The organism is Streptomyces gobiensis, from assembly GCF_021216675.1.
In the GTDB taxonomy this organism is placed as follows: Bacteria; Actinomycetota; Actinomycetes; order Streptomycetales; family Streptomycetaceae; genus Streptomyces; species Streptomyces gobiensis.
In genome coordinates this window covers 3,745,180-3,769,254 of record NZ_CP086120.1, presented here as the reverse complement: position 1 = coordinate 3,769,254, position 24,075 = coordinate 3,745,180, and the positions used below count along the sequence as shown (strand labels likewise).

Annotated in this window: 19 protein-coding genes; 8 read left to right on the top strand and 11 right to left on the bottom strand. The window is 68.5% G+C overall.

The features are described 5' to 3' along the window. Window positions 1-18: 18 nt before the first annotated feature. The 3 genes from test1122_RS17645 to test1122_RS17635 form a co-directional block, all read right to left on the bottom strand. On the bottom strand, window positions 19-1,281 hold the full coding sequence (locus tag test1122_RS17645) for a CpaE/TadZ family protein (RefSeq protein WP_232270128.1): 1,263 nt from the start codon (window positions 1,279-1,281) through the stop codon (window positions 19-21). A gap of 8 nt (window positions 1,282-1,289) precedes the next feature. Continuing rightward, window positions 1,290-1,988, bottom strand: coding sequence for a Flp pilus assembly protein CpaB (gene cpaB / locus test1122_RS17640; RefSeq protein WP_232270127.1), 699 nt, complete (start codon window positions 1,986-1,988; stop codon window positions 1,290-1,292). Between the two features lie 82 nt (window positions 1,989-2,070). Next, on the bottom strand, window positions 2,071-2,967 hold the full coding sequence (locus test1122_RS17635) for a hypothetical protein (protein ID WP_232270126.1): 897 nt from the start codon (window positions 2,965-2,967) through the stop codon (window positions 2,071-2,073). A 428-nt stretch (window positions 2,968-3,395) separates the two neighbouring features. Between test1122_RS17635 and test1122_RS17630 the strand changes: the two genes are divergently transcribed. Beyond that, the gene (locus tag test1122_RS17630; RefSeq protein ID WP_232270125.1) at window positions 3,396-3,965 is read left to right on the top strand and encodes a hypothetical protein; all 570 of its coding nucleotides are present in this window, start codon (window positions 3,396-3,398) and stop codon (window positions 3,963-3,965) included. Between the two features lie 22 nt (window positions 3,966-3,987). Here the strand turns inward: test1122_RS17630 and test1122_RS17625 are convergent, their stop codons facing one another. Then, entirely contained in the window at window positions 3,988-5,286 is a 1,299-nt protein-coding gene (locus tag test1122_RS17625; RefSeq protein ID WP_422397002.1) for an Nramp family divalent metal transporter, read from the bottom strand. Window positions 5,287-5,442: 156 nt separating this feature from the next. Between test1122_RS17625 and test1122_RS17620 the strand changes: the two genes are divergently transcribed. Then, on the top strand, window positions 5,443-6,492 hold the full coding sequence (locus tag test1122_RS17620) for a chitinase (protein ID WP_422397082.1): 1,050 nt from the start codon (window positions 5,443-5,445) through the stop codon (window positions 6,490-6,492). Window positions 6,493-6,547: 55 nt separating this feature from the next. Here test1122_RS17620 and test1122_RS17615 read toward each other — a convergent pair whose 3' ends face one another. Continuing rightward, window positions 6,548-7,411 carry a trypsin-like peptidase domain-containing protein gene (locus test1122_RS17615; RefSeq protein WP_232270124.1) on the bottom strand — a complete coding sequence of 288 codons (864 nt, stop codon included), beginning with the start codon at window positions 7,409-7,411 and terminating at the stop codon, window positions 6,548-6,550. A gap of 229 nt (window positions 7,412-7,640) precedes the next feature. Between test1122_RS17615 and test1122_RS17610 the strand changes: the two genes are divergently transcribed. Together test1122_RS17610 and test1122_RS17605 are read left to right on the top strand one after the other, a co-directional pair. After that, window positions 7,641-8,906, top strand: coding sequence for an alanine racemase (locus test1122_RS17610; protein ID WP_232270123.1), 1,266 nt, complete (start codon window positions 7,641-7,643; stop codon window positions 8,904-8,906). A 187-nt stretch (window positions 8,907-9,093) separates the two neighbouring features. Further along, entirely contained in the window at window positions 9,094-10,659 is a 1,566-nt protein-coding gene (locus test1122_RS17605) for an N-acyl-D-amino-acid deacylase family protein (RefSeq protein WP_232270122.1), read from the top strand. A 121-nt stretch (window positions 10,660-10,780) separates the two neighbouring features. On the opposite strand, the gene trhA is transcribed toward test1122_RS17605, so the two are convergent. Continuing rightward, entirely contained in the window at window positions 10,781-11,473 is a 693-nt protein-coding gene (gene trhA, locus test1122_RS17600) for a PAQR family membrane homeostasis protein TrhA (protein ID WP_232270121.1), read from the bottom strand. Between the two features lie 301 nt (window positions 11,474-11,774). Here trhA and test1122_RS17595 point away from each other — a divergent pair, with 301 nt between their 5' ends. Continuing rightward, window positions 11,775-13,601, top strand: a complete 1,827-nt coding sequence (locus tag test1122_RS17595) for a phosphoenolpyruvate carboxykinase (GTP) (RefSeq protein WP_232270120.1) — start codon at window positions 11,775-11,777, stop codon at window positions 13,599-13,601. 65 nt (window positions 13,602-13,666) lie between these two features. Here the strand turns inward: test1122_RS17595 and test1122_RS17590 are convergent, their stop codons facing one another. The 4 genes from test1122_RS17590 to test1122_RS17575 all read right to left on the bottom strand — a co-directional run bounded on the left by test1122_RS17590 (window position 13,667) and on the right by test1122_RS17575 (window position 16,626). After that, window positions 13,667-14,068 (bottom strand): SCO4983 family protein, encoded by a 402-nt coding sequence (locus test1122_RS17590; protein WP_232270119.1) that lies wholly within the window; start codon window positions 14,066-14,068, stop codon window positions 13,667-13,669. 109 nt (window positions 14,069-14,177) lie between these two features. Next, window positions 14,178-15,389, bottom strand: coding sequence for a pyridoxal phosphate-dependent aminotransferase (locus test1122_RS17585; RefSeq protein WP_232270118.1), 1,212 nt, complete (start codon window positions 15,387-15,389; stop codon window positions 14,178-14,180). 174 nt (window positions 15,390-15,563) lie between these two features. Next, a complete protein-coding gene (gene greA, locus test1122_RS17580; protein WP_232270117.1) occupies window positions 15,564-16,061 on the bottom strand; it encodes a transcription elongation factor GreA in 498 nt (165 codons plus the stop codon). Window positions 16,062-16,203: 142 nt separating this feature from the next. Then, window positions 16,204-16,626: a DUF4307 domain-containing protein gene (locus tag test1122_RS17575; RefSeq protein ID WP_232270116.1), complete on the bottom strand. Its 423-nt coding sequence runs from the start codon at window positions 16,624-16,626 to the stop codon at window positions 16,204-16,206. A gap of 95 nt (window positions 16,627-16,721) precedes the next feature. Here test1122_RS17575 and mca point away from each other — a divergent pair, with 95 nt between their 5' ends. Together mca and test1122_RS17565 are read left to right on the top strand one after the other, a co-directional pair. Next, window positions 16,722-17,594, top strand: coding sequence for a mycothiol conjugate amidase Mca (mca, locus tag test1122_RS17570; RefSeq protein WP_232270115.1), 873 nt, complete (start codon window positions 16,722-16,724; stop codon window positions 17,592-17,594). 4 nt (window positions 17,595-17,598) lie between these two features. Then, window positions 17,599-17,796, top strand: coding sequence for a hypothetical protein (locus tag test1122_RS17565; protein ID WP_232270114.1), 198 nt, complete (start codon window positions 17,599-17,601; stop codon window positions 17,794-17,796). A 366-nt stretch (window positions 17,797-18,162) separates the two neighbouring features. On the opposite strand, the gene test1122_RS17560 is transcribed toward test1122_RS17565, so the two are convergent. Then, window positions 18,163-21,453, bottom strand: a complete 3,291-nt coding sequence (locus tag test1122_RS17560; protein ID WP_232270113.1) for a tetratricopeptide repeat protein — start codon at window positions 21,451-21,453, stop codon at window positions 18,163-18,165. A 161-nt stretch (window positions 21,454-21,614) separates the two neighbouring features. On the opposite strand from test1122_RS17560, the gene test1122_RS17555 reads away from it, so the two are divergent. Further along, window positions 21,615-23,672, top strand: coding sequence for a thioredoxin domain-containing protein (locus test1122_RS17555; protein WP_232270112.1), 2,058 nt, complete (start codon window positions 21,615-21,617; stop codon window positions 23,670-23,672). The last annotated feature ends 403 nt before the right edge of the window (window positions 23,673-24,075 follow it).

Below are 24,075 nucleotides of genomic sequence, written 5' to 3'. Positions count from 1 at the left end.
CCGTGTATCCGTGATGCTCTACCGCCGCCCGATGCCGCCCCTGCGACTACGACGGAGGGTGATGGCGCCGCGGTCGCTCCACAACTTGCCCCCCTGGTCCGGCAGCGGCTTGCCGGTCATCAGACCGAGCTCTCCGGCCAGCCCCCAGAGTGCCTGCTTCACTGCGCCCTTGGGCTCAAGGTCCTGCATTCGGCCCGCGTCCACAGCGCCTTGCAGCTCTTTGAAGGCTGACGGGATCGCCGTCTTGGCGATGTGGCAGCCCACAATCTGGCCGATCAGCGACGGCTGGATCTCAGAGCTGCGGGTGTAGCGGTTGGCGACGGCGAGGGTCTCCTCACCCTTGCGGATCTGCAGCCGCTGCCACAGTTTCACCATGCGCTTGGCAGCCCGGACCGAAACGGCGTCCAGGGTGGTCAGCAGCACCGCGGTATCCGCCATCTCGATGGCAGCCGCATTGGCTTCGCTCATATGGGTACCGGTGTCGACGATGACGACCTGGTAGCGGGTGCGCAGCGCGCTGACGATCTGACGGACCGCCCGGTCACTCACCATTTCGCCCTGCTCCCCCTCGCCGGGCGCGAGCAGCAGCCCGAGCCCTGTCTCATGGGCGAAGACGGCGTCCTGGAGCACCCGCGGTGATATGTCGCTGATGCTCGCGAGGTCGACGATGGAGCGACGGAAACGGACGTCGAGGTAGGAGGCCACATCTCCGGCCTGCAGGTCCATATCGACCAGGGCGACGCTCTGCCCGGAGGCACAGGCGGCCAGGGCCAGCTGGACCGAGGTGAGGGTGGCGCCCGTTCCTCCCTTGGCACCCGTGACGGTAACCACGGTGCCGCCGGGCCCAGCATCGAACTGCGGGTTGTCGCTCAGGTGCGCGCGGACCGCGACCGCCCAGGAAGCGGCCGCCTGGACGCGGGCCGACAGCTGATCGTAACTCAGTGGCAGCGAGACCAGACCGCGCGCGCCAGAGTCCATAGCCGCCGAGATCAGCGCCTGGCTGGCGTCCACGGTGACCAGGACCAGGCCCACCCCGGGAAAACGCATCGCGATGTCGCGAATGAGTTCAAGCGCGGGCACAGGGCCGATCCGCTCATGTACCAGTACGACCTCGGGCAGGTCGTTGATGGACTCCTGGGCGAGTCGGCCGAGCGCGTCGACGAGGGTGGTCGAGTCCCCGACGGGCGGCGCGGGCTCCGCGTCCGGCAGCTGGCCCAGCAGAGCAGTCATGGAGCGAGCCGCATCGGGCTCCGCCACGGCCGGGAGGATGCGTGTAACCATCCGCTACCTCACCTGTCCCCATTCAGGGTGTAGTCGCGCTCGCCGTCCGGGATGACAGCATCGCTGCCGGGTGCGACCAGAGCCAGGCGGACGTTGACCGCGAAAGACTCTGCGAACGACACCCGGTGCGTGTCGGTGGTGTCCAAGGCGAACGTGATCGGCACGGCCTCGGATTCGCGCCGCTCGTTCTCACCTTCCTTGGTGATCGCGGTGAGTTTCCCGACATCGATCACTCGAGCGTTGTTCACCAAGAGCCGGGAAAGCTCGTTGTCTTTCTTGTCCTTGAATGTGGCGTAGATATTGACCGTCGCCCCAGGGGTGATCTTGCCTGCCACGCCGGTGGCGGCGTCGATCATGATGGCGATCTCCTGCTCGCCGTCTTTGAGTTCGGGACGCTCCGCCATCATGTCCGTCTGGAGCAGAGAGCCCTTTTTCAACGGATTAACCGCGATCTTGCCAGCGATCTCCTCCGGGTCGGTCACCGCGTTGGCCGAGAGCCAGCGCTTGGGCATGGTCACCTTGGTCACGTCGCTCTCGTCCAACGCCGCGTAGGCATCAACGTCCTTGCTCAGCTCATACGCCGCCACCTCAGGCCCCACCTTTGACTCCACGTCGCTGACTACCGACAGCACACCCACGAAAGCAGCAAAGGCCAGGAATATCGACAGTGTCAGCAAGATGATGCCGCGGCGCTGGCGTGAGTTCATGATCGTGGACTACCTCATTCAGGGCGTGGACAAGGAGTGGTGAACAATCTGGCGCTTGTGATTGATGGTTCGGCGGTGGCCGCTACGTTTCCCCACGTTGACCGGGTGACGCAGCCCCGGGACTGACGACGACGGCACCTGAGCCCAGTTGGTTCTCTGACGACGGCACGATCGGAGCCGCACAGAACACACAACGGTCTCCGATGACTTCCAGACCACACCAGTGGCACGGGGTTCGGCGTACTGACCCAACCAGCTGGTAAAGCACTCCAATGTCCGGAATGTGCGCGGCGAACTCGATCAGCTTTCCCGTCCCCCACCAGCGGGGCGATTCCGGCGGCAGAGCGACCCCTTCGAGGCCCTGCACCCGCCACTGCCGGGCCAAGGTACCGGTGACCCAGTCAGAGGTGAGCTGACCACTGGCAGTGGTGAGCACTGTCGCGTAGCCGGGACCCCCCAGGCTCTCCTCACCGCCAATCTTGACCAACTGTGGTTCTGGGTGTGCGACCACGCCGAACTGGACGCCGGGCACCCACGACTTGGCGTGTGACTTGAGAGAGACCGGGACCCGGTCGAGCTTGGCTACCGAGTTCAGCAAGGCACCGGCATAGATGTAGTGGGACAGCAGCCGTGCCGCGGAGGCGAGGACCCCGGGGCTGAAGCCAACGATGGACAACTGGCCCAGCTGTCGGGCCAGGACACCGAGGCCTAGCGGCGGCAGTTCTGTCTCGAATACCGCAATCCGTTCGCTCTCGAGGATGGACCGGACGGCATGCAGCCGCTGCCTGACCGCAACCGGGGTCCGGGACGGGCACAGCACGATCAGGTACTCGTGCTGCTCCAGGAGCATCCTCACCTCGGTGAGCGCCGCATCAAACGGCTGCTTACCCGCCGGGGTCAGGACATATGCGGTCGGCGTCTGCCGGTTGGGCGGTGGAAGCACCAGCTCAGCGCTGGTGACTGCTATCGCGGTAGCCATGTGGTTTCCCCGTTCAGAACTGCCGTTCCCCCAGTGGCCCGCAGCGTTGGTCCACCCTCAGGCCTTGCTCTGCGTTGCCGCCACTGCACCATATCCACCCTTTACACGCCAGAGAACAGACTTCGGCTCACAGCCACTCACGATGTACCCACAGATCGGGGGTCCGACGAGTCCATACGTCCCCCGAAGCAGGGCATCAGTTCGGCGCGCACCTCAGTCAGACCTGCGCACTGTGTCCCTGAAGGCCCCTGCTGCCGTGACCACGCTCCCGGCGCCGCCCGGCGGAAGAGACGATTCGGTCCGCATTGGGCAACATGCGGGTAACAGCTGCTTACTCCCCTGTTGAGGGGCCAAGTCACCCCGCTTACGTTCGGCAGGTGAGCGCATCACGGGGGTGCGTCTGGATCGGGGGAACCATGAAGCGAGGTATGACGGTCGCAGCGACGACGGTGGCCGCCGCCGCGATGATGGCGGGGCTGACGGCCTTCTCGCCCGGGTCTGCGACAGCCGGGGCAGCGTCGGCATCGGAGGGGATGCAGGCCGCAGCCGCCTCGGCGAGTTGCGTCTACAAGAGCTACGACGGCCCCGGCTTCTGGGAGACCGTGTCCCGCAAGGGCAAGGGCACGGCCAAGTACAACGACGGCTACACCAAGCGCTATGGCCGGAGCCTGCTGATGGCCACCGGCAAGATCCACGACCGGTCGGTGGGGCGGATCAACAAGGCCAGGAAGGGGGACCGGGTCTGGGTCAACATCAGCCACAACAAGGGCAGGACCTGGCAGAGCTGCGGATTCAAGACCGCCAAGAAGGACGGTCAGAAGCTCACCAGCAAGTGGTACCTGCACAGCGGCCGCGGTGTGAAGAACCGGTACATGCGGGCGTGTGCCAACACAAAGAACACCAGTGGTAAGCGCGTCACCTGGTGTGCCGACATCGGCAACAAGAAGAACAGGAACCACTCGGACAACAAGCTGCGCTACTGGTGGACCGACAACTGATTACCTCCATGCGCTGCCCTGGTCACCAGGGCAGCGTACGGATCTGTTCGACGCACAGGACCACGAACAGGATCGCCGCGATGGCGAGCATCGTGTTGCTGAGCCAGCCATTGCGCCACTGGGCGGGGATCTGTTCGCGGTTGAGCAGCCACAGCAGGGTTCCGGCGAGGAACGGCAGGAAGAGTGAGCCGAGTACGCCATAGGCGATGACCAGGCCGAAGGGGCGGTCCAGGAAGAGCAGGGCGATCGGCGGGAAGGTCAGCCACAGCAGGTAGCCACGGAAGGGGAGGGCGCGTTCGCGTACGCCCTCGGCGACCTTTTCCGTGCTGGTGACCTCGCGGCGCATATGGGCCACGTAGTCGGAGAAGAGCAGGCTCACGCCGTGCCAGACGCCGACCAGGGAGGAGAAGGACGTCGCGAAGAAGCCGATCAGGAAGAGCTTCGCGGTGGGGGCGTCGAAGCGGCGTTCCAGTTCGTCGCCCACGTCCAACAGGCCCTTGCTGCCCTCGGCGAGGGTGATGTTCGTGGCGTGCAGCAGCTCGGCACCGACAACGATCATGGCGATGGTGAAGATGCCGGTGGCGACGTACGCCATGGAGTTGTCGAGCCGCATCATCTTCATCCAGCCCGGTGTTGACCAGCCCTTGGCGTTGACCCAGTAGCCGTACGCGGCCATGGTGATCGTGCCGCCGACGCCGCCGATCACGCCGAGGGTGTAGAGCAGTGAGCCGTCGGGGAGGGACGGCACCAGTCCGGCCGCGGCGTCGCCCGCGCTGGGCACGACACGCACGGCGAGTACGACGACGATCACGAACATCACGCCGACCAGGATCGTCATCACACGCTCGACGACCGCGTAGCGGTTGAACCAGACAAAGAGCAGGCCCAGTACGGCGACCGTGACTCCCCAGACCTTCAGGTCGGCAAAGCCGGGGAAGAGCGCGGTCAGCGGCAGCGCGCTGGCGGACATCGCGGTGGCGCCGTAGACGAAGCCCCAGATGACGATGTAGACGCCGAAGTAGTAGCCGGTCCACCGGCCGATGGAGCGCCAGCCCTCGAAGATCGTACGCCCGGTGGCCAGATGCCAGCGGGCGGCGCCTTCGGCGAGGGCGATGCGGATGACGCAGCCGATGACTACGGCCCACAGCAGGCTGTAGCCGAACTTGCTGCCCGCGATGAGGGTGGCGACCAGGTCACCGGCGCCGATGCCGGTCGCGGCGACGACCAGGCCGGGGCCGATGGAGCGCCAGCGGACGCGTTGGTCGGGCTCCAGGGGTGGTAATTCCTGCTGACTGCCGTCTCTGTCACTGAGTTCGGTCACGGGTGGGTTCTCCCCTGGCCCTCCCCTTCCCGAAACCGGGGCTTCGTCCCGGGTGCGGGGGTGGGCGGATGCGGTCCGGGGACTTGACATGCCCATTGGTCTGGACCAGCTTGTAAGGCACCGCGTTTCCCCTCCCGACACCCCCACACCCCCACGCTGGAGGAAGTTGTGGCACGCGCACATTCAGGTCACAGGTACGGCGAGTACGGAAAGCACAGGCTGCGCAACCGGCTGCTGGCATCGTTCGTCACGGCGGCGCTGGCCGCCGGTGGGCTGGTGGCCTTCGGCACGGCCCAGGCAAGTGAGGACGTACCGGAGATCTCGGCGGTACCGAAGCACGCGGTGACGGGCTACTGGCAGAACTTCGACAACGGCGCGACCGTCCAGAAGATCCGTGATGTCCAGGACGCTTACGACATCATCGCCGTCTCCTTCGCCGACTCGACGGCGACAGCCGGTGAGATCGAGTTCAACCTCGATCCGGCGCTGAACTACTCCGAGGCGGACTTCACGTCCGATATCGCGGCCAAGCAGGCGGACGGCAAGTCGGTCATCATCTCGGTCGGCGGTGAGAAAGGAAACGTCACCATCAACGATCCGGCTTCCGCCGATGCCTTCGCCAGCAGCACGCTCAGGCTGATGAATGAGTACGGCTTCGACGGGGTCGATATCGATCTGGAGCACGGGATCAACTCGACGTATCTGACCCGGGCCCTCACATCGATACATCAGCAGGCGGGCGACAGCCTGGTGCTGACGATGGCGCCGCAGACGATCGATATGCAGTCGACGGACACCGAGTACTTCAAGACGGCGCTGGCCGTGAAGGACTTCCTGACGGTCGTCAATATGCAGTACTACAACAGCGGTTCGATGCTGGGGTGTGACGGCAAGGTCTACAGCCAGGGCACGGTGGACTTCCTTACGGCACTGGCCTGCATCCAGCTGGAGGGCGGCCTTGACGCCTCCCAGGTCGGCCTGGGCCTGCCCGCCTCAACGCGGGGTGCGGGCTCGGGGTATGTCGCGCCGGGTGTGGTGACGGCCGCACTGGACTGTCTGGCGAAGGGTGAGAACTGCGGGTCGTTCAAGCCGTCACGGACGTATCCCGGCATCCGGGGCGCGATGACCTGGTCCACGAACTGGGACGCGACTGCGGGTAACGCGTGGTCCTCGGTGGTCGGACCGCATGTGCACGGGCTGCCGTAGGGGTTCCTCCCCCAGTCCAGCCCCTTCCCGGGCCCGGGAAGGGGCTGGGTTTGCCTTATGGCTTGGGCAGGGCGCAGTCGGGAAGGGTCAGGTCGATCTTGTTGCCCGTGGTGACGCACTGGGTGATCTTGTACGTCTGCTGGCCGTAGTTGATGCCGGGGCGAACGGTGACGTTGCCGTCCTTGTCGACCTCACAGGGGTTGTTGAGGGTGCACCGCCGACCGTTCTCATTGCCCGTGTTGTTGACGCCGACGACCTTGCCGGTGGCCCTGTTGACCACAGGGGAGCCGGAAGTGCCGCCGATGGTCTTGCAGTCGGGGGTGTAACGGATGGAGTCCTTCATGGTCCAGCCGCCCTCGCGGAGCTCATGGGCGAAGCCATCGATGGCGCAGCTGTAGACGCGCTTCCAGAAGCCGGAGACCACATCGATGTCCATGCGCTCGGCGGGGCGGGCGGAGTCGAGCTCCAGCGCGTCGATGCGGTGTTTGTCTTTCATCTCCTCGTAGGTGGTGTTCAGCTCGTAGAGGGAGACGTCGGTGTCGGTCATCGTGGCGTACGAGAGCTTTGTGGCCTTCAGCGTGGCGACCTTGTCGCCAGCGGCGTTCAGCAGGCTGAAGCTCCGGCTGGAGGGTTTGTCGACCATCACCGTGCCGGGGCCGGGCATACCGCCTTCGACGCAGTGGCCGTTGGACATCGCGAGGGCCGGGTCCTGAGGCTTGGAGTCCGGCATCCGGATGACGGCGCCGGAGCAGTTGCTGAGTGCGACGATCCCTTCGAAGCCGGGCGCGGCGGTCGCTTCGGTGGGCGCCGCGGTGGCCGCGGCGGCGGGGGTCACGCTGATGCTCATGGTCGCCGCCGCGCCGAGAAGCATGGCGGCGAGCGGGCCGATGAGAGGTCGTCTATGTGCGGAGCGCACCATGTGGGGGGTTCCTCTCCTGTACCGTCATTCGGATTTGACGTGAGCATTATCGGTACAGGAGAACGTGCTGAGAAGGGGTCAGTAACGGGCCAGCAGGGAATAGTAGACCGATCCAGTTAAGAGCGGGTCAGCACAAACCCCCAAAAGAGGGAGCAGACGTCGGCCCTCCTTCCGCGGGGAGGGATGCTGGAGAGCGTTGACCGGTATACGCAGTCATGGGAGTCGCAGCATGCCCAATACCCTGGCCGACGAGGTCGTCGACTACCGCTTCAAGGGACTTCCGCCGGACGCGGCCGGGATGACCGTGAGCGCGCTCGCCGCCGAGCGGCGCAATCTCTTCACCGGCGGCTTCACCACTCCCGTACTCGCGCTGTCGGCCGAGGCGTTGGAGCACAATCTCGTCGCGCTGGAGACGTTCGCCGAGCGGCACGGCCTCGCCTTCGCCCCGCACGGCAAGACCTCCATGGCACCGCAGCTCTTCGCCCGGCAGATCGAGCGCGGAGCGTGGGGCATTACGGCTGCCACTCCCGCGCACCTGCGGGTCTACCGGGCATTCGGCGTTCAGCGGATCTTCCTGGCCAATGAGTTGGTGGACGCGGCGGCGCTGAGCTGGCTCGCGGGTGAGCTGGACGCCGATCCGGAGTTCCGGTTCGTGTGTTACGTCGACTCGGTGCGGGGCGTCGAGCTGATGAACGCGGCGCTGCGGGCGGCGGGGGGCTCGCGGCCGGTCGATGTGGTGGTCGAGCTGGGCGCGGGCGACGGGGCGCGCACGGGGGTGCGTACGGAGGCGGAGTGCGCGGCGGTCGCCGACGCGGTGGCCGCGGTGTCCACGCTGCGGCTCGTTGGCGTCGCGGGGTACGAGGGTGAGGTGCCGGATGCCACGCCGGAGCGGGTGACGGCGTGGCTGCGGCGGCTGGTCGCCCTGGCGGCGGACTTCGACAAGGCGGGGCGGTTCGCGGGGCTGGACGAGGTGGTGGTCAGCGCGGGCGGCAGCGCGTGGTTTGACGCGGTGGCTGAGGTCTTCGAGGAGCTGCCTCAGCTGTCGGCGCCGGTGCTGAGGCTGTTGCGGTCGGGGGCGTACGTATCGCATGACAACGGGCAGTACCGGAAGCTGACGCCGTTCAACCGGGTGCCGGAGGAAGGGAGTCTGCGGGCAGCGTTCACGCTGTGGGCGCAGGTCATCTCCCGGCCGGAGCCGGGGCAAGCGTTCGTCAACGCGGGTAAGCGGGATGCGGCGCATGACCTTCATCTGCCGGAGGCGAAGGTCGTACGGGACGCGGTGACGGGGGCAGTGCGGGGGGCGGATGGGATCGCGGTCACGGCGCTGTCCGATCAGCATGGGTGGTTGCGGGTTGGGGAGGGGGTTCGGCTGGAGGTCGGTGACTGGGTGGGGCTGGGGATGTCGCATCCGTGCACGATCTTTGACAAGTGGCAGTTGATTCCGCTGGTCGCGGAGGACGGCGCGGTTACGGATTACATCCGGACGTTCTTCTAGCGATGCGGGGTGCGGGGTGCGGGGTCCCAGGGGTGGGGTTCCCCTAAGCCCGCCCCTTCCCGAAACCGGGGCTTGCGCCCCGGGGCCCCCGGGGTTGGGCGGTGCGGGCCGGCGGCCGGGTGTTGTGCCCACCCGTTCCGCCCCTCGGGCGGACCGAGTGCCCACAACGGGGGGGGTGGAGGTTGTTGTGGAGGTTGTTGTTCGGGGGGCGTGGGTTGTTGATGGGGGTGGGGGGCCGTCGTATCGGGCCGATGTGGGGATTGAGGGCGGGCGGATCGCGGCGATTGGGGGGCCGCTGAGGGGCGGGCGGGTGCTGGATGGCGGTGGGCTTGTGCTCGCGCCTGGCTTTATCGATATGCACGCGCACAGCGATCTCGCGCTGCTGCGCGACCCCGACCACTCCGCGAAGCTCGCGCAGGGTGTGACGCTTGAGGTCATCGGGCAGGACGGGCTCTCCTACGCCCCGGTGGACGACCGGACGCTGGCGGAGGTGCGGCGGGCGATCACCGGCTGGAACGGTGACGGGGCCGATATCGACTTCGACTGGCGGACCGTCGGGGAGTATCTGGACCGGCTCGACCAGGGCATCGCCGTCAACGCCGCTTATCTGATCCCGCAGGGCACGGTGCGGATGCTCGCCATGGGGTGGGATGACCGGCCCGCGACGGAGGCGGAGCTGGGAAGGATGCGGCGGCTGGTCGCCGAGGGGCTGGAGCAGGGCGCGGTGGGGCTCTCCTCCGGGCTGACGTATACCCCGGGAATGTACGCCTCGGACGGCGAACTCACCGAGCTGTGCCGGGTAGTGGCGGGGTACGGCGGTTACTACTGCCCGCATCACCGCTCCTACGGCGCGGGAGCTCTGGAGGCGTACGCGGAGATGGTCGCGCTGGCCCGGGAGGCGGGCTGCTCCCTCCATCTCGCGCACGCGACCATGAACTTCGGCGTGAACAAGGACCGGGCGCCGGAGCTGCTGAAGCTGCTGGATGAGGCACTGGCCGCCGGGGCGGATATCTCGCTGGATACGTATCCCTATCTACCGGGGTGCACCACGCTCGCCGCGCTGCTGCCCAGCTGGGCGACGGAGGGCGGGCCGGAGGCGACACTGGCGCGGCTGCGAGATGCCGGGACATGCGCCCGTATCCGGCATGTCATGGAGGTCGAGGGCGCCGACGGGTGCCATGGGGTGCCCCTGGAGTGGGGGACGATCGAGGTATCCGGCGTCGCTCACCCCGGCAACCCGGAGCTGGCCCGCTTCGTGGGGCGGCGGCTGAACTCCTTTGAGCAGGCGCGGCGGCTGCTGACCGAGGACCAGCTCGGTACGACGGTCCTCCAGCATGTCGGTCACGAGGAGAACGTTCAGGCGATCATGCGGCACCGGGCGCATACGGGGGGCAGCGACGGCATCCTCCAGGGGGAGAAGCCGCACCCACGGGCGTATGGGACCTTCCCCCGGTATCTGGGGTACTACGTACGGGAGTTGGGCGTGCTGTCGCTGGAGGAGTGCGTCGCCCATCTGACCTCTCGGGCGGCCGCCCGGCTCCGGCTGGCGGACCGGGGGCTGGTGCGCGAGGGGTACCGGGCGGATCTGGTGCTCTTTGACCCGGAGACGGTGGGGGCGGGTGCGACGTTCGCGCGGCCGCGCGTGCTGCCCACGGGGATCCCGTATGTCATGGTCGGCGGCCGGCTCGCCATCGAGGACGGCCGCCGGACGGATGCGCTGGCGGGCCGCTCGGTCCGACGGCGCCGCGCCTAGCGGGGCGGGGGGCTCCCCTAACCCGCCCCTTCCCGGAACAGGGGCTCCGCCCCAGACCCCGGTCCTCAAACGCCGGACGGGCTCGAAAATCGAGCCCTCCGGAAACCCACGCGGCCACCGCCTAGGCGTGGCGGTATGCGACCAGCGAGATCCCTACGTAGTGCACCACGAAGGCCGCCAGGGTGAAGGAGTGGAAAACCTCGTGGAAGCCGAACCAGCGTGGTGATGGGTTCGGGCGCTTGATGCCGTAGACGATGCCGCCCACGCTGTAGAGCAGGCCACCGATCACGACACAGATGAGCACCGCGAGGCCGCCCGTCCGCAGAAAGTCGGGGAGGAAGAACACCGCGGCCCAGCCCATGGCGAGATAGCAGGGGGTGTAGAGCCAGCGCGGGGCGCCGACCCAGAAGACACGGAACGCGATACCGGCGGCCGCCGCCGCCCAGATGCCCCAGAGCAGGAGCTGTCCCCGGGCACCATCCAGGAGCAGGATCGTCAGGGGCGTATAGGTGCCCGCGATGATCAGGAAGATATTCGCGTGGTCGAGGCGGCGCAGCAGACCGCTGGCGCGCGGGCCCCAGTTGCCCCGGTGGTAGAGGGCACTGACGCCGAACAGCAGGCAGGCGGTCAGGGTGTAGATCGCGCAGGCCAGCCGGCCACGGGTGGAGTCGGCGAGCGCGGTGAGGAAGATGCCCGAGGCGAGCGCTGCCGGGAACATCCCGGCATGCAGCCAGCCGCGCAGTCGCGGCTTGAGGTGGAGATGGGGTATCGCGGGCTTTGACCCAGCTTCGGGGTCGGGCGCTGCGGCAGTCATGCGCACAGGTTACCGACGCCGCGCAGGTAAGACGGTGGTGCTAACCCCCGAGACTCAGAGGTGTAACCAGGGCCACCAGCACCGAGTGGTGATGCTCACCTGTGGGCCCACTGGACACATACGAGCGAGCGGGCCATGATCAGATGAGCGTGGTCGACACCGGATGAGCATCGCCGCAGCGTCCGGGTCGCAGCCCCCAAGGGGCCGAGCTTGAGCTCTTGAGCTGGACACCGTCTACAACTGGATATCAGCGGATATACGTGCCTGTATCCGTACAAAACCCTCAAACCTTGGAGCGATTGTGGCGCGCAGTACTGCGGCTCCCACCACCCCGGCCCGCACCCAGCACCAGGAACTGATCACCTGGGTCGACGAGATCGCCGAGCTGACTCAGCCCGACCGGGTCGTCTGGTGCGACGGTTCGGAAGCCGAATACGAGCGCCTGTGCGAGGAGCTCGTCGAGAAGGGCACCTTCAAGAAGCTCGACCCGATCAAGCGCCCCCACTCTTACTACGCCGCCTCTGACCCGTCGGACGTCGCCCGCGTCGAGAACCGCACCTTCATCTGTTCCGAGAAGGAGGAGGACGCGGGCCCGACCAACCACTGGAAGGACCCCGCCGAAATGCGGGCCGTCTTCTCCGGCGACAAGGGCGTCTTCCGGGGCTCGATGCGCGGTCGCACGATGTACGTCGTGCCGTTCTGCATGGGCCCGCTCGGCTCACCGCTCTCCGCCATCGGCGTCGAGATCACCGACTCGGGCTATGTCGCCGCCTCCATGCGCACGATGACGCGGATGGGTCAGCCGGTCCTGGATGAGCTGGGCACCGACGGCTTCTTCGTCAAGGCCGTGCACAGTGTTGGCGCACCGCTGGAGCCGGGCGAGGCGAATGTGCCGTGGCCGTGCAACGAGACCAAGTACATCTCGCACTTCCCGGAGGCCCGGGAGATCTGGTCCTACGGATCCGGCTACGGCGGCAACGCGCTGCTGGGCAAGAAGTGCTACGCGCTGCGTATCGCCTCGGTGATGGCGCGGGACGAGGGCTGGCTCGCCGAGCACATGCTGATCCTCAAACTGACCCCGCCGAAGGGCGAGTCGAAGTATGTCGCGGCCGCTTTCCCGAGCGCGTGCGGCAAGACGAACCTGGCGATGCTGGAGCCGACCATCCCGGGGTGGACGGTCGAGACCATCGGCGACGACATCGCGTGGATGCGCTTCGGCGAGGACGGCAAGCTCTACGCGATCAACCCGGAGGCGGGCTTCTTCGGCGTCGCGCCGGGCACCGGTGAGCACACCAACGCCAATGCGATGAAGACCCTGTGGGGCAACGCGGTCTTCACCAACGTCGCGTTGACGGACGACGGTGATGTGTGGTGGGAGGACATGACTGAGGAGCCCCCCGCCCACCTCACCGACTGGAAGGGCAATGACTGGACGCCGGAGTCCGGCACCCCGGCCGCGCATCCCAACGCCCGCTTCACCGTTCCGGCCGGGCAGTGCCCGATCATCGCCCCGGAGTGGGAGGACCCCAAGGGGGTGCCGATCTCGGCCATCCTCTTCGGTGGCCGCCGGGCGAGCGCGGTGCCGCTGGTGACGGAGTCCTTCAGCTGGCAGCACGGTGTCTTCCTGGGCGCGAACGTCGCTTCCGAGAAGACGGCGGCGGCCGAGGGCAAGGTCGGCGAGCTGCGCCGTGACCCGTTCGCGATGCTGCCGTTCTGCGGCTACAACATGGGCGACTACATGGCCCACTGGGTCAAGATCGGCAAGAACGCGGATCCGGCGAAGCTGCCGAAGATCTACTACGTGAACTGGTTCCGCAAGAACGACGCGGGCAGGTTCGTGTGGCCGGGCTTCGGCGAGAACAGCCGGGTCCTGAAGTGGATCGTCGGACGGCTGAACGGTGAGGCGGAGGGCGTGGAGACGCCGATCGGTGTCCTGCCGGCGAAGGGCGCCCTCGACACGGCCGGTCTTGACCTCTCGGAGGCCGAGCTCGACTTCCTGCTGACGGTCGACAAGGACGTCTGGCGGGATGAGGCGGCGCTGGTGCCGGAGCACCTGAACACGTTCGGTGACCACACGCCGAAGGAGCTGTGGGACGAATACCGCGCCCTGGTGGAGCGCTTGGGGTAATCACCTTCTGCGCGCAGGGCCGGGTACGCGACGTACCCGGCCCTGCGCGCAGTGATGTCAGGGTGTCAGGGGCTCGGCTGCAGGCCCAGCGCCTTCGCGTGGGCTTCCATACGGGCGGCCGCCAGCGCCTCGCCCGGTATGTCTTCCCGGGCCGTGGCCACCACCAGCGCGTTACCCGCCAGGGTGTGCGCTCGCTGGTGCAGCGACTCAATGTGCGCGGCGGAGCCGCTGCGCACGGTGGGATCAGCCCGCAGCGGAGCGCGCCCGTCGCGGAGCCGGGCCACCTGTGTGGCGAGCCGGTGTGCGGCGGTATCGAGCTCCACACTGGGCGTCAGCGCGCGCAGCTCATCGGTCACGGTCAGCAGCGCGGTGAGGTGTCCGGCAAGCCGGATGTCCAGCTCTTCCTCACGAGAGCGCTGCGGGAAATGGTCGGTGGAGACCGATGTGGTGCGGATCGGTTCATACATGGAGGCCTCCTGGCATATTCAGGAGACCATCCTAACTTAGACACTGTCTAAAGTTGTAGTGCATAGCAGGATCAGTCAGATCAGACTCGGGCTCGGGCTCGGATCGGGCTCAGTGCTGACCGTAACCGTCCAGGAAGGTGCCGATCCGCGTCACCGCGTCCGCCAGCTGCTTCTCCCCGGGCAGCGTGACAATGCGGAAGTGATCCGGCTCCGGCCAGTTGAAACCGGTGCCGTGCACAATCATGATCTTCTCCGCACGCAGCAGATCAAGGACCATCTCCCGGTCGTCCTTGATCTTGAAGACCTTCGGGTCGAGCCGCGGGAAGGCGTAGATGGCGCCCTTCGGCTTGACGCAGGTTACGCCCGGGATCTGGGTGAGCAGGTCGTACGCCACATCGCGCTGTTCCCGCAGCCGTCCGCCCGGCAGCACCAGATCATTGATCGACTGATGGCCGCCCAGCGCGGTGGCGACCGCGTGCTGTGCGGGCATGTTCGCGCACAACCGCATATTGGCCAGGATCGTCAGGCCCTCGACATAGCTCCCGGCGTGCGCCTTCGGTCCGCAGACCGCCATCCAGCCGCTGCGGTAGCCAGCGACCCGGTACGCCTTCGACAGACCGTTGAAGGTGAGCGTCAGCAGATCCGGGGCGATCGCGGCCGTCGGGGTGTGCGTGGCGCCGTCGTAGAGGATCTTGTCGTAGATCTCATCGGAGCAGACGACGAGGTTGTGGCGGCGGGCGATCTCCGTCAGAGCGCGCAGCATCTCATCGCTGTACACCGCGCCAGTCGGGTTGTTCGGGTTGATGATGACCAGCGCCTTGGTCCGGTCGGTGACCTTCCGCTCGATATCGGCGAGGTCCGGCATCCAGTCGGACTGCTCATCACAGCGGTAGTGCACGGCCGTACCGCCGGACAGCGAGACGGACGCCGTCCACAGCGGATAGTCCGGCGCCGGGACCAGCACCTCATCGCCGTCGTCCAGCAGCGCCTGCATCGACATCTGGATCAGCTCGGAGACGCCATTGCCCAGATAGATGTCCTCAACCGAAAGCTCGATGCCCCGCGTCTGGTAGTGCTGCATCACCGCGCGACGGGCGGAGAGCAGCCCCTTGGCGTCGCCGTAGCCATGCGCGCCTGCGACATTGCGCAGCATGTCCTCCAGGATCTCCGGCGGACACTCAAAGCCGAAGGCCGCCGGATTCCCGGTATTGAGCTTGAGGATGCGGTGACCCGCCGCCTCCAGCCGCATGGCCTCCTCGAGAACCGGGCCCCGGATCTCGTAGCAGACGTTTGCGAGCTTCGTTGACTGGATCACCTGCATAGCGGCCACGATACGGCGGCGTAACGCACAGCGCCTGGTGTTTTTCGCCACGTGGAGGCAGCCTCGCCACACTTCCGTGTCCGACCGTCGCCGTGACGCGCATCGTGACGTGCACCGTGATACGCAGAGCCCCCGGCTGTAACAAGCCGGGGGCTCTGCGTATGAGCGGGCGTATCAGCCCTGGTAGGGCTTGGCCTCCAGGACCCTCACCGAGGCCATCTTGCCGTTCGGCAGCTCATACTCGGCGTCCTCGCCAATCTTCTTGCCGTTCACGCCGCTACCGAGCGGGGACTGCGGGGAGTACGTCTCGATGTCCGAGCTCGCGTACTCCCGTGAAGCCAGGAGGAAGGTCAGGGTGTCGTCCGGGTCGCCGTCAAAGGCGATGGTGACCACCATGCCGGGGGCGACCACACCGGTGTCCGCGGGCGCCTCGCCGACCTTGGCGTTCTCCAGCAGCTGCGTTAGCTGGCGCACCCGCAGCTCCTGCTTACCCTGCTCCTCCTTGGCGGCGTGATAGCCGCCGTTCTCTCGCAGGTCACCCTCTTCGCGAGCCGCCTCGATCTTCTTGGCGATCTCGGTGCGTGCGGGACCCGACAGATACTCCAGCTCGGCCTTGAGCTGGTTGTACGCCTCCTGGGTCAGCCAGGTGACGTTGTCGCTGGTCTGGGTCACAGGTGCTCCTCGCAGGTACTCGGGATATAAAGCAACGCCCTACCCAGAAGATGCGCCTCCATGGGTGGGCGAAACATCGACCATAACAATTCCGAGCGGCGGACTGCTGCATCTTCCCGGGCGGGTGTAGCCGCGCTAACCCTCAGCGGCCACCCGTTGGCTCACAGCCGACGAGCTCCGCAGTGGTCGCCCGACCGGTGGTGCGCAGGGTGACGACCCTGTCGACGCGGCTCTCGCGCTGCTCGAAGGCGAAGTCCTTACGGCCGACCTCGGCCTTGTCGGCAGACAGCGCACGCAGTGCACAGACGCCCCTGACCTCGGCCCCCTTACGGACCTCAAGGTGCGCCTGCACCTCGTTGTCCGAGACAACCTTGAACTTGATCAGCTCCGCGCTGATGTCGCTGCTGGCGGAGATATACGAGATCCCGAACCAGCCGATCATCGCCAGGAAGGCCGCACCCAGCACCCCGCCGACAATCTTCAGTGTACGGTCCGCCCGCGCGTCATCGCCGGCGGAACGCCGTCCGTACCGCCCTTCGGGCAGTCTGCCGCGCAGGTCAGCCATGGTCACGTCCCTCAGGGGTCACAGGGAATACATCAGGGTGCTGGTTCGGTCACTATAGAAGCCGTCTTTGGTGACGAGTTAACGAGGATCGAGTCTTGACTGAGCAGCTGCGACTGATGGCCGTGCACGCGCACCCCGACGATGAGTCGAGCAAGGGTGCGGCGACCATGGCGAAGTACGTATCCGAGGGGGTGGATGTGCTGGTCGCGACCTGCACAGGCGGTGAGCGCGGCTCCATCCTCAACCCGAAGCTCCAGGGGGACAGATATATCGAGGACAACATCCACGAGGTCCGTCGTAAGGAGATGGACGAGGCCCGCGAAATCCTCGGTGTCAAACAGGCGTGGCTGGGCTTTGTCGACTCCGGACTGCCCGAGGGCGACCCGCTGCCGCCGCTGCCGGACGGCTGCTTCGCCCTTCAGGACGTGGCGGAGGCGGCGGGCGCGCTGGTACGGCTGATCCGCACGTTCAAGCCGCATGTGGTGACCACGTACGACGAGAACGGTGGCTATCCGCACCCCGACCACATCATGACCCACCGGATCACGATGGTGGCCTTCGACGCTGCGGGGGACGCTTCCCGGTACCCGGAGGCGGGCCCGGCCTGGCAGCCGCAGAAGCTCTACTACAACCAGGGCTTCAACCGGCCGCGCACCCTCGCCCTGCATGAGGCGCTGCTGGAGCGCGGCATGGACTCGCCGTACGAGGAGTGGCTCAAGCGCTGGGACGAGTTCCAGAAGAAGGACCGTGACCTGACGACGTACATTCCGTGCGCGGAGTTCTTCCAGGTCCGTGACAAGGCGCTGATCGCGCACGCGACACAGATCGACCCGGACGGCGGCTGGTTCCGGGTGCCGATGGATGTCCAGCAGGAGGTCTGGCCGACGGAGGAGTACGAGCTCGCGAGGTCGCTCGTGGATACGTCCCTACCCGAGGACGACCTCTTCGCCGGCATCCGCGACAATTGACGCCATGAGTGCCACCGCGACCCTGACGTACGCGCCCGAGCTCGTCCAGCTCGCGAAGGAGCTGGACGAGAACAAGGTGACGCCCGGCGTCCTCGGCTTCATCGTCTTCGCCCTGATGGGGCTGGGGGTCTGGTTTCTGATGAAGTCCATGAACCGCCACATGCAGAAGGTCGACTTCGACGAAGAGAAGCCGAACCCCTGACCGGGTGGGTTTCCCCTGACCCACCCCTTCCCAAAACTGGGGGCTGCCGCCCCCAGACCCCCACCCGTGTTGTGGGCAGTCGTTCCGCAGGGCGGAACGGGTGGGCACAACACCGCCCACCGGCCCGCACCGGCCAACCCCGGGGCCCGGGGCGAAGCCCCGGTTTCCGGGAAGGGGCGGGCATAGGGGAAACCCACCCACGGCAACCCCGCCACCGGGCGAAGCCCCGCCACGCGGCGGAGCCGCATATCGACACAGCCGGGAAGGGCCGGGATACGGGGACACCCACCCCGGGCACCCCACCCCCGGGGCGAAGCCCCGCCGCGCGGTGGAACCGCATACCGGCACAGCCGGGGAGGCGCGGGGTCAGGGAAGCAGCCGCCCCGCTGCGCCCATCACGTCCCGGGACTGGCGGCTGGGAACCATACCCAGCTGCCACACCCGCCACCCCGACTCCGGCTCGATGCCCCGTTCCAGCATCAGGGCATACGCCTCCGCACTGTCCTCCAGCACCGGATCCCGGGCCGGATGGCCCTCCCGCAGCAGCCCCGCCAGCTCCTCCTGGGCCACCGCGACGCCCACCACCGAGCCGCCCGGCGAGGCAAAGGGCAGCAGCGTGCAGCGCAGGAAGCGGGCCCAGTCGGCGCCCCGCTGGTCCGGGACGGCGCCCGGCTCGACGCCGTAACCGGCCGAGAAGAGCCCCAGCGCCTCATCCACCAGCTCCAGCGCCTGCGACGGCTTACCGTTGCCCGCGTCGATCACCGCCAGCTCCAGGCATGACCATGCCTCGCCGTGCGCCACCCCCGCCCGCCTGAAGTCCGTCCGGGCGTCCTGCAGCAGCTGCCGCGCGAAGCCGCTGTTGTGCAGCGAACCCGTACGGGTCGCCCGCTGGTCCCGGGTGACCCGGCCCAGATGGTGCCGGGCACAGGCCAGCCCGTACATGTCCCGCATCCGGCTGAAGCTCGCCCGGGCCCGTTCCAGCTCCTGCACCGCGCTGTCCCGGTTACCGGACTCCTCCAGTGCGAGGCCCAGGTAGTACAGCGTCCACGCCTCGCCGCGCGCGTCCTCGTTCTCCCGGTGCCGCAGCAGCGCGCCGTGCAGCTGCTCCACGGCTTCCGTGGGGTCCCCGACGTTCTCGGCGTACAGCCGTGCCCGGGCCAGCTGAGTCTGCGCCCAGGCCTGGCCACGGCCGTCCTGGGTGCGGCGGTAGTCCTCCAGCGCCTGGTGCAGCTCTGCCTCGGCGCCCGGCACCTCGCCGCCGCGCAGCAGGGTCTGGCCGAGGTGGTAGTGCGCCCACGCCTGGCCGTGCACGCTCTCGCTCTCCTGATGCAGGGTGAGGGACTCCTGCAGCATGTCCATCGCCTCGGGCACCCGGCCACGGTCCCGCTCGACCGCTGCCAGCGCGTGCAGTGTCCATGCCCGGTCGCCGCGCAGTCCCTCGTGGGCCTGTAGCTCCAGCGCCTGGTTCAGTTTGGCGGCGGCGTCCCGCAGCTGCCCCTGATGGTGCAGGGTGATGCCCAGCTCGCGCAGGGTGCGGGCGGCGCCCGCCGGGTGCTCGGCCTCCAGATAGAGATTGACCACCGAGGCCAGGGTCGTGTGCGACCGGTCCAGCTCCCCGAGCTGCCGGGCCGCGACACCGGTGCGCCACTGCACGGACCGGGTCAGCAACCCCTGGTCTATGGCCTGGGTGAGCTCATTCAGCTCACCCAGCCGGTAGAGATCACCGCGCAGCAGGCAGTAGTCGCACAGCGCGCCCAGCAGATGCAGTACAGCCGACTGGTCCACGCCCTCATCCGCGTGCCGCAGCGCCGCCGTGATGAAGCTCGACTCGTCGTCCAGCCAGCGCAGCGCCGCGTCCAGCGACGGAAAGCCATGGCTGCCGAACTCATCCGCCCGCGTCGACGTCTTGCCGTCCACCATCCGGATCACCGAGTCCGCCAGCTCCGCATAGGAGTGGATCAGCCGCTCCTGCGCGGCGGCCCGCTCCTCGGTGGTCTCCTCGTCCAGCAGCCGGTCCAGTGCGAAGCGCCGCACCAGACCGTGCAGCCGGTAGCGGTCGCCGCGCACATGCTGGATCAGCCCGGCGTGGGCCAGCGCCTTCAGCTGTCTCCCGGCCTCGTGCTCACCGGTGGCCAGCAGCGCCGCCCCCGCCGCCGCGCCCAGGCTGGCCCGCCCGGCCAGGGCGAGCCGCCGCAGCAGTCGCCGGGCCGGCTCGGACTGGTCGGCGTAGCGCAGCGCCAGCGTCCGCTGCATCGGGGTCAGCGCGCCGACGGGACCGTACGCCGCCAGATCGTCGGCCACCGCCGAGGCGCCGCGCTCCGCCGACAGCGCCGACCCCACGAGCCGCAGCGGGAACGGCAGCCCGCCGCACAGCTCGCGGATCCGGTCATACGCGTGGTCATACGCGTGCTGTCCTGACGGCTGAGCCGCCGCTTCCGTGGCGGCCGCCCGCAGCACCGCTTCCGCGCCCGCCGTATCCAGCGCGCCCAGCTCCATCTGGTGCACCCAGGCGGGCAGCTCCGGCGGCAGCTGGAGCGGTTCCGGCGCGGTGACCAGGATGAGGCTGTCGGAACGCCCCGGCACCAGAGCGGCCACCTGCTCCGCGTCGGTGGCGTCATCCAGTACGACGGTGACGGGCAGCCCGGCGAGATGCCGGTGATACAGCTCGGTCAGCCGCCGCAGATTCTGGTCCTGCGCCGGGCGTTCCCGGAACAGCAGCTGCTCCCGTGGCGCGCCCAGCCGGTTGAGCAGATGCAGCAGCGCCTCCCGCGTGGTCAGCGGCGTCCCCTCCTGGGTGTCGCCACGCATATCGACCAGGCAGGCCCCACGGAACTGATCGCGGAGCTCATGTGCGGCCCGGACCGCCAGCGTCGTACGCCCCGACCCCGGCGGCCCGTGCAGCACCACCACGGTCGGCTGGGTCTGCGTGCTGGCCCGTGCCTGGTGCACCCACTGGGCGATCTGCGTGAGCTGCCCCTTGCGTCCGGCGAACGGCTCGTCGGGGGCCGGGAGATGACCGAACGACTGCTCCAGTACGGACCGGCGGCGGTTCGCGGCGCTGCGGTCCCGGCCCCGCAGCTGTGGCTGCGTACGCCGCCGGGTGCCGCTGCCGCCGCGTGACGCCCGGGGGGCGACCATGCGCTGCTGCTCCAGATACGGCCGTATGCCGCGCACCTCCAGCGCCGTCAGCCACTCCAGCCGTAACGCCTCGACACCGCCGGGCTGATGGTGCGCCCCGGCGCCCCGCTGGGCCGCCCACAGATGGGCGATCAGAATCTGCAGCAGCGCTCCGAACGCGCCCACCACGGCGACCACCATGGCGGCGCCCACCGCGTCCCCGAAGCCATGGCCCCGGTCGAAGAGCAAAATCGCCACTCCGGCGGCGCACACGGCGCCCACAGCCGGGCCCAGGGCCCGCCCCGTGAACCGTTCCGCGAGCCGCCCGGGTGCGGCGGCGGCCAGCGCCCGTGCGTAGGCGGTGTACTCCTCGCCCGCACGCCCGGCCATCTCATCCAGCGCCGCCCGCGCCCGCGCGAACAGCACGCTCCCGTCGGTCGCCCCGCCGGAGCGCCGCACCTCTTCCTCGACCGCCTGCGCCAACACCTGTTCCGCCGCCGCACGATGACCCTCGTTCAGCTTCATCGTCGCCCCCGTCATACGTTCCCCTTCGTCAACCCGTGGCAGCAAGTCTTCCGCCTCTGGCGGATCTCTAACACCCTTCCGGGAAACTGCGCCGCGGCAGGGGTCACCGTGCGTGATCGCTGGGCGCGCGGCGTTCCCTGGGCTTTCCCCGCTGGCGAGTCAGGCAGGATGGGGATATGGCCAACCGACTCTCCGCTGAGACGTCCCCGTACCTCCTGCAGCACGCCGACAACCCCGTCGACTGGTGGCCCTGGTCGCCGGAGGCGTTCGAGGAGGCGAGACAGCGGGCGGTGCCGGTGTTGCTGAGCGTGGGGTACTCCAGCTGCCACTGGTGCCATGTCATGGCGCATGAGTCCTTCGAGGACGACGAGACCGCCGCGTACCAGAACGAGCACTTCGTCAACATCAAGGTCGACCGCGAAGAGCGGCCCGATGTCGACTCCGTCTATATGGAGGCCGTGCAGGCCGCCACCGGGCAGGGCGGCTGGCCCATGACGGTCTTCCTGACCCCGGACGGCGAGCCCTTCTACTTCGGCACCTACTTCCCGCCCGCGCCCCGGCACGGTATGCCGTCCTTCCGGCAGGTGCTGGAGGGCGTACGGGCCGCATGGGCGGACCGGCGGGACGAGGTCGCGGAGGTCGCCGGGCGGATCGTACGTGACCTGGCCGGGCGCACCCTCGCCTTCGACGCCCCGCAGCAGCCCGGGGCCGATGATCTGGCCGCCGCGCTGCTGGGACTGACCCGGGAATTCGACGCGGTACGCGGGGGGTTCGGCGGGGCGCCGAAGTTCCCGCCGTCGATGGTGCTGGAGTTTCTGCTGCGGCACCACGCCCGCACCGGCGCCGAGGGCGCGCTCCAGATGGTGCAGGCGACCTGCGAGGCGATGGCCCGGGGCGGCATCTACGACCAGCTCGGCGGTGGCTTCGCCCGCTACGCGGTGGACGCCGACTGGACGGTGCCGCACTTCGAGAAGATGCTTTATGATAATGCGCTGCTATGTCGGGTTTACGCCCATCTGTGGCGGGCCACCGGCTCCGACCAGGCGCGGCGGATCGCGCTGGAGACGGCCGACTTCATGGTCCGGGAACTGGGCACCCAGCAGGGCGGTTTCGCCTCGGCGCTGGACGCCGACAGCCCGGTGCCGGACGAGGAGGGCGGCGCGGGAGGCACGGGAGGCGCGGGACGGCACAAGGAGGGTGCCTTCTACGCCTGGACGCCCGTGCAGCTTCGGAAGGCGCTGGGCGAGGAAGACGCCGAGCTGGCCGCGCGGTACTTCGGCGTCACCGAAGAGGGCACCTTTGAGGAAGGGGCGTCGGTCCTTCAGCTGCCCGACCGGGAGGGCCTGGCGGACGCCGACCGAATCGCGTCCGTACGGGACCGGCTGTACGCCGCACGGGAGCGGCGGCCGCGGCCGGGCCGGGATGAGAAGATCGTCGCCGCCTGGAACGGGCTCGCGATCGCGGCACTGGCCGAGACCGGTGCGTACTTCGACCGCCCGGATCTGGTCGATGCCGCGACGGCCGCCGCCGATCTGCTCGTCGGGGTGCATACGGATGACCGTGGCCGGTTGGTGCGTACGTCCCGTGAGGGCCTCGCCGGTCCCAGCGCGGGTGTGCTGGACGACTACGCCTGTGTCGCCGAGGGCTTCCTCACCCTCTACTCCGTCACAGGTGAGACCCCCTGGCTGGACCTCACCGGGATCCTGCTGGATGCCGTGCTCCGCCACTTCACCGCTGCGGACGGCACGCTCTATGACACCGCCGACGACGCTGAACGGCTCATTCGCCGCCCGCAGGACCCGACCGACGGCGCCACCCCTTCCGGGTGGACCTCCGCGGCCGGTGCGCTGCTGACGTACGCGGCCTATACGGGCAGCAGCCGCCACCGGGAGGCAGCGGAGCGGGCGCTGGGTGTCGTGAAGGCGCTGAGCGGGCGGGCGCCGCGGTTCATCGGCTGGGGGCTGGCGGTGGCCGAGGCCGCGCTGGACGGTCCCCGCGAGGTCGCCGTCATCGGCCCGGCCGGTGACCCGGCCACCGACCGGTTGCACCGCACGGCGCTGCTGGGCGCGGCGCCGGGGGCGGCGGTCGCGGTCGGGGAGCCGGGGGAGACGGGTGTGCCGTTGCTGGCTGACCGGCCGTTGCTGGATGGTCGGGCGGCGGCGTATGTGTGCCGCGGCTTTACGTGTGACGCCCCTACGGCGGACCCCAAGGTGCTGGAGGCCCTGCTCCGCTGAGCCGGGTCCCGCCTACCGCGGTGCGGCTCCGCCGCGCGGCGCGGCTTGCGCCCGTTGCGGGGGTGCCGGGGTGGCGGGTTTCCCCGTATCCCGCCCCTTCCCGGCTGCACCGATATGCGGCTCCGCCGCGCGGCGGGGCTTCGCCCGGCTGCGGGGGTGCCGTGGGTGGGGTTGCCCGTATCCCTTCCCCAGCTACCGCTGGGAGGCGCCCCCACCTTCCCGGCTGCACCGACATGCGGCTCCGCCGCGTGGCGGCGCTCCGCCCGGCTGCGGGGTGCCGTGGGTGGGTTTCCCCAATTCCCGCCCCTTCCCGGAAACCGGGGCTTCGCCCCGGGGCCCATGGGGGTTGGCCGGGTGCGGGCCGGTGGCCGGTGTTGTGCCCACCCACAGCCCCTCGCGGGGC

Bases quoted from the DNA above. Each gene is read 5' to 3' on its own strand.
- test1122_RS17645 (WP_232270128.1), bottom strand. From the start codon at position 1,281: ATGGTTACACGCATCCTCCCGGCCGTGGCGGAGCCCGATGCGGCTCGC.
- cpaB (WP_232270127.1), bottom strand. From the start codon at position 1,988: ATGAACTCACGCCAGCGCCGCGGCATCATCTTGCTGACACTGTCGATA.
- test1122_RS17635 (WP_232270126.1), bottom strand. From the start codon at position 2,967: ATGGCTACCGCGATAGCAGTCACCAGCGCTGAGCTGGTGCTTCCACCG.
- test1122_RS17630 (WP_232270125.1), top strand. From the start codon at position 3,396: ATGACGGTCGCAGCGACGACGGTGGCCGCCGCCGCGATGATGGCGGGG.
- test1122_RS17615 (WP_232270124.1), bottom strand. From the start codon at position 7,411: ATGGTGCGCTCCGCACATAGACGACCTCTCATCGGCCCGCTCGCCGCC.
- test1122_RS17610 (WP_232270123.1), top strand. From the start codon at position 7,641: ATGCCCAATACCCTGGCCGACGAGGTCGTCGACTACCGCTTCAAGGGA.
- trhA (WP_232270121.1), bottom strand. From the start codon at position 11,473: ATGACTGCCGCAGCGCCCGACCCCGAAGCTGGGTCAAAGCCCGCGATA.
- test1122_RS17590 (WP_232270119.1), bottom strand. From the start codon at position 14,068: ATGTATGAACCGATCCGCACCACATCGGTCTCCACCGACCATTTCCCG.
- test1122_RS17585 (WP_232270118.1), bottom strand. From the start codon at position 15,389: ATGCAGGTGATCCAGTCAACGAAGCTCGCAAACGTCTGCTACGAGATC.
- test1122_RS17575 (WP_232270116.1), bottom strand. From the start codon at position 16,626: ATGGCTGACCTGCGCGGCAGACTGCCCGAAGGGCGGTACGGACGGCGT.
- test1122_RS17565 (WP_232270114.1), top strand. From the start codon at position 17,599: ATGAGTGCCACCGCGACCCTGACGTACGCGCCCGAGCTCGTCCAGCTC.
- test1122_RS17560 (WP_232270113.1), bottom strand. From the start codon at position 21,453: ATGACGGGGGCGACGATGAAGCTGAACGAGGGTCATCGTGCGGCGGCG.
- test1122_RS17555 (WP_232270112.1), top strand. From the start codon at position 21,615: ATGGCCAACCGACTCTCCGCTGAGACGTCCCCGTACCTCCTGCAGCAC.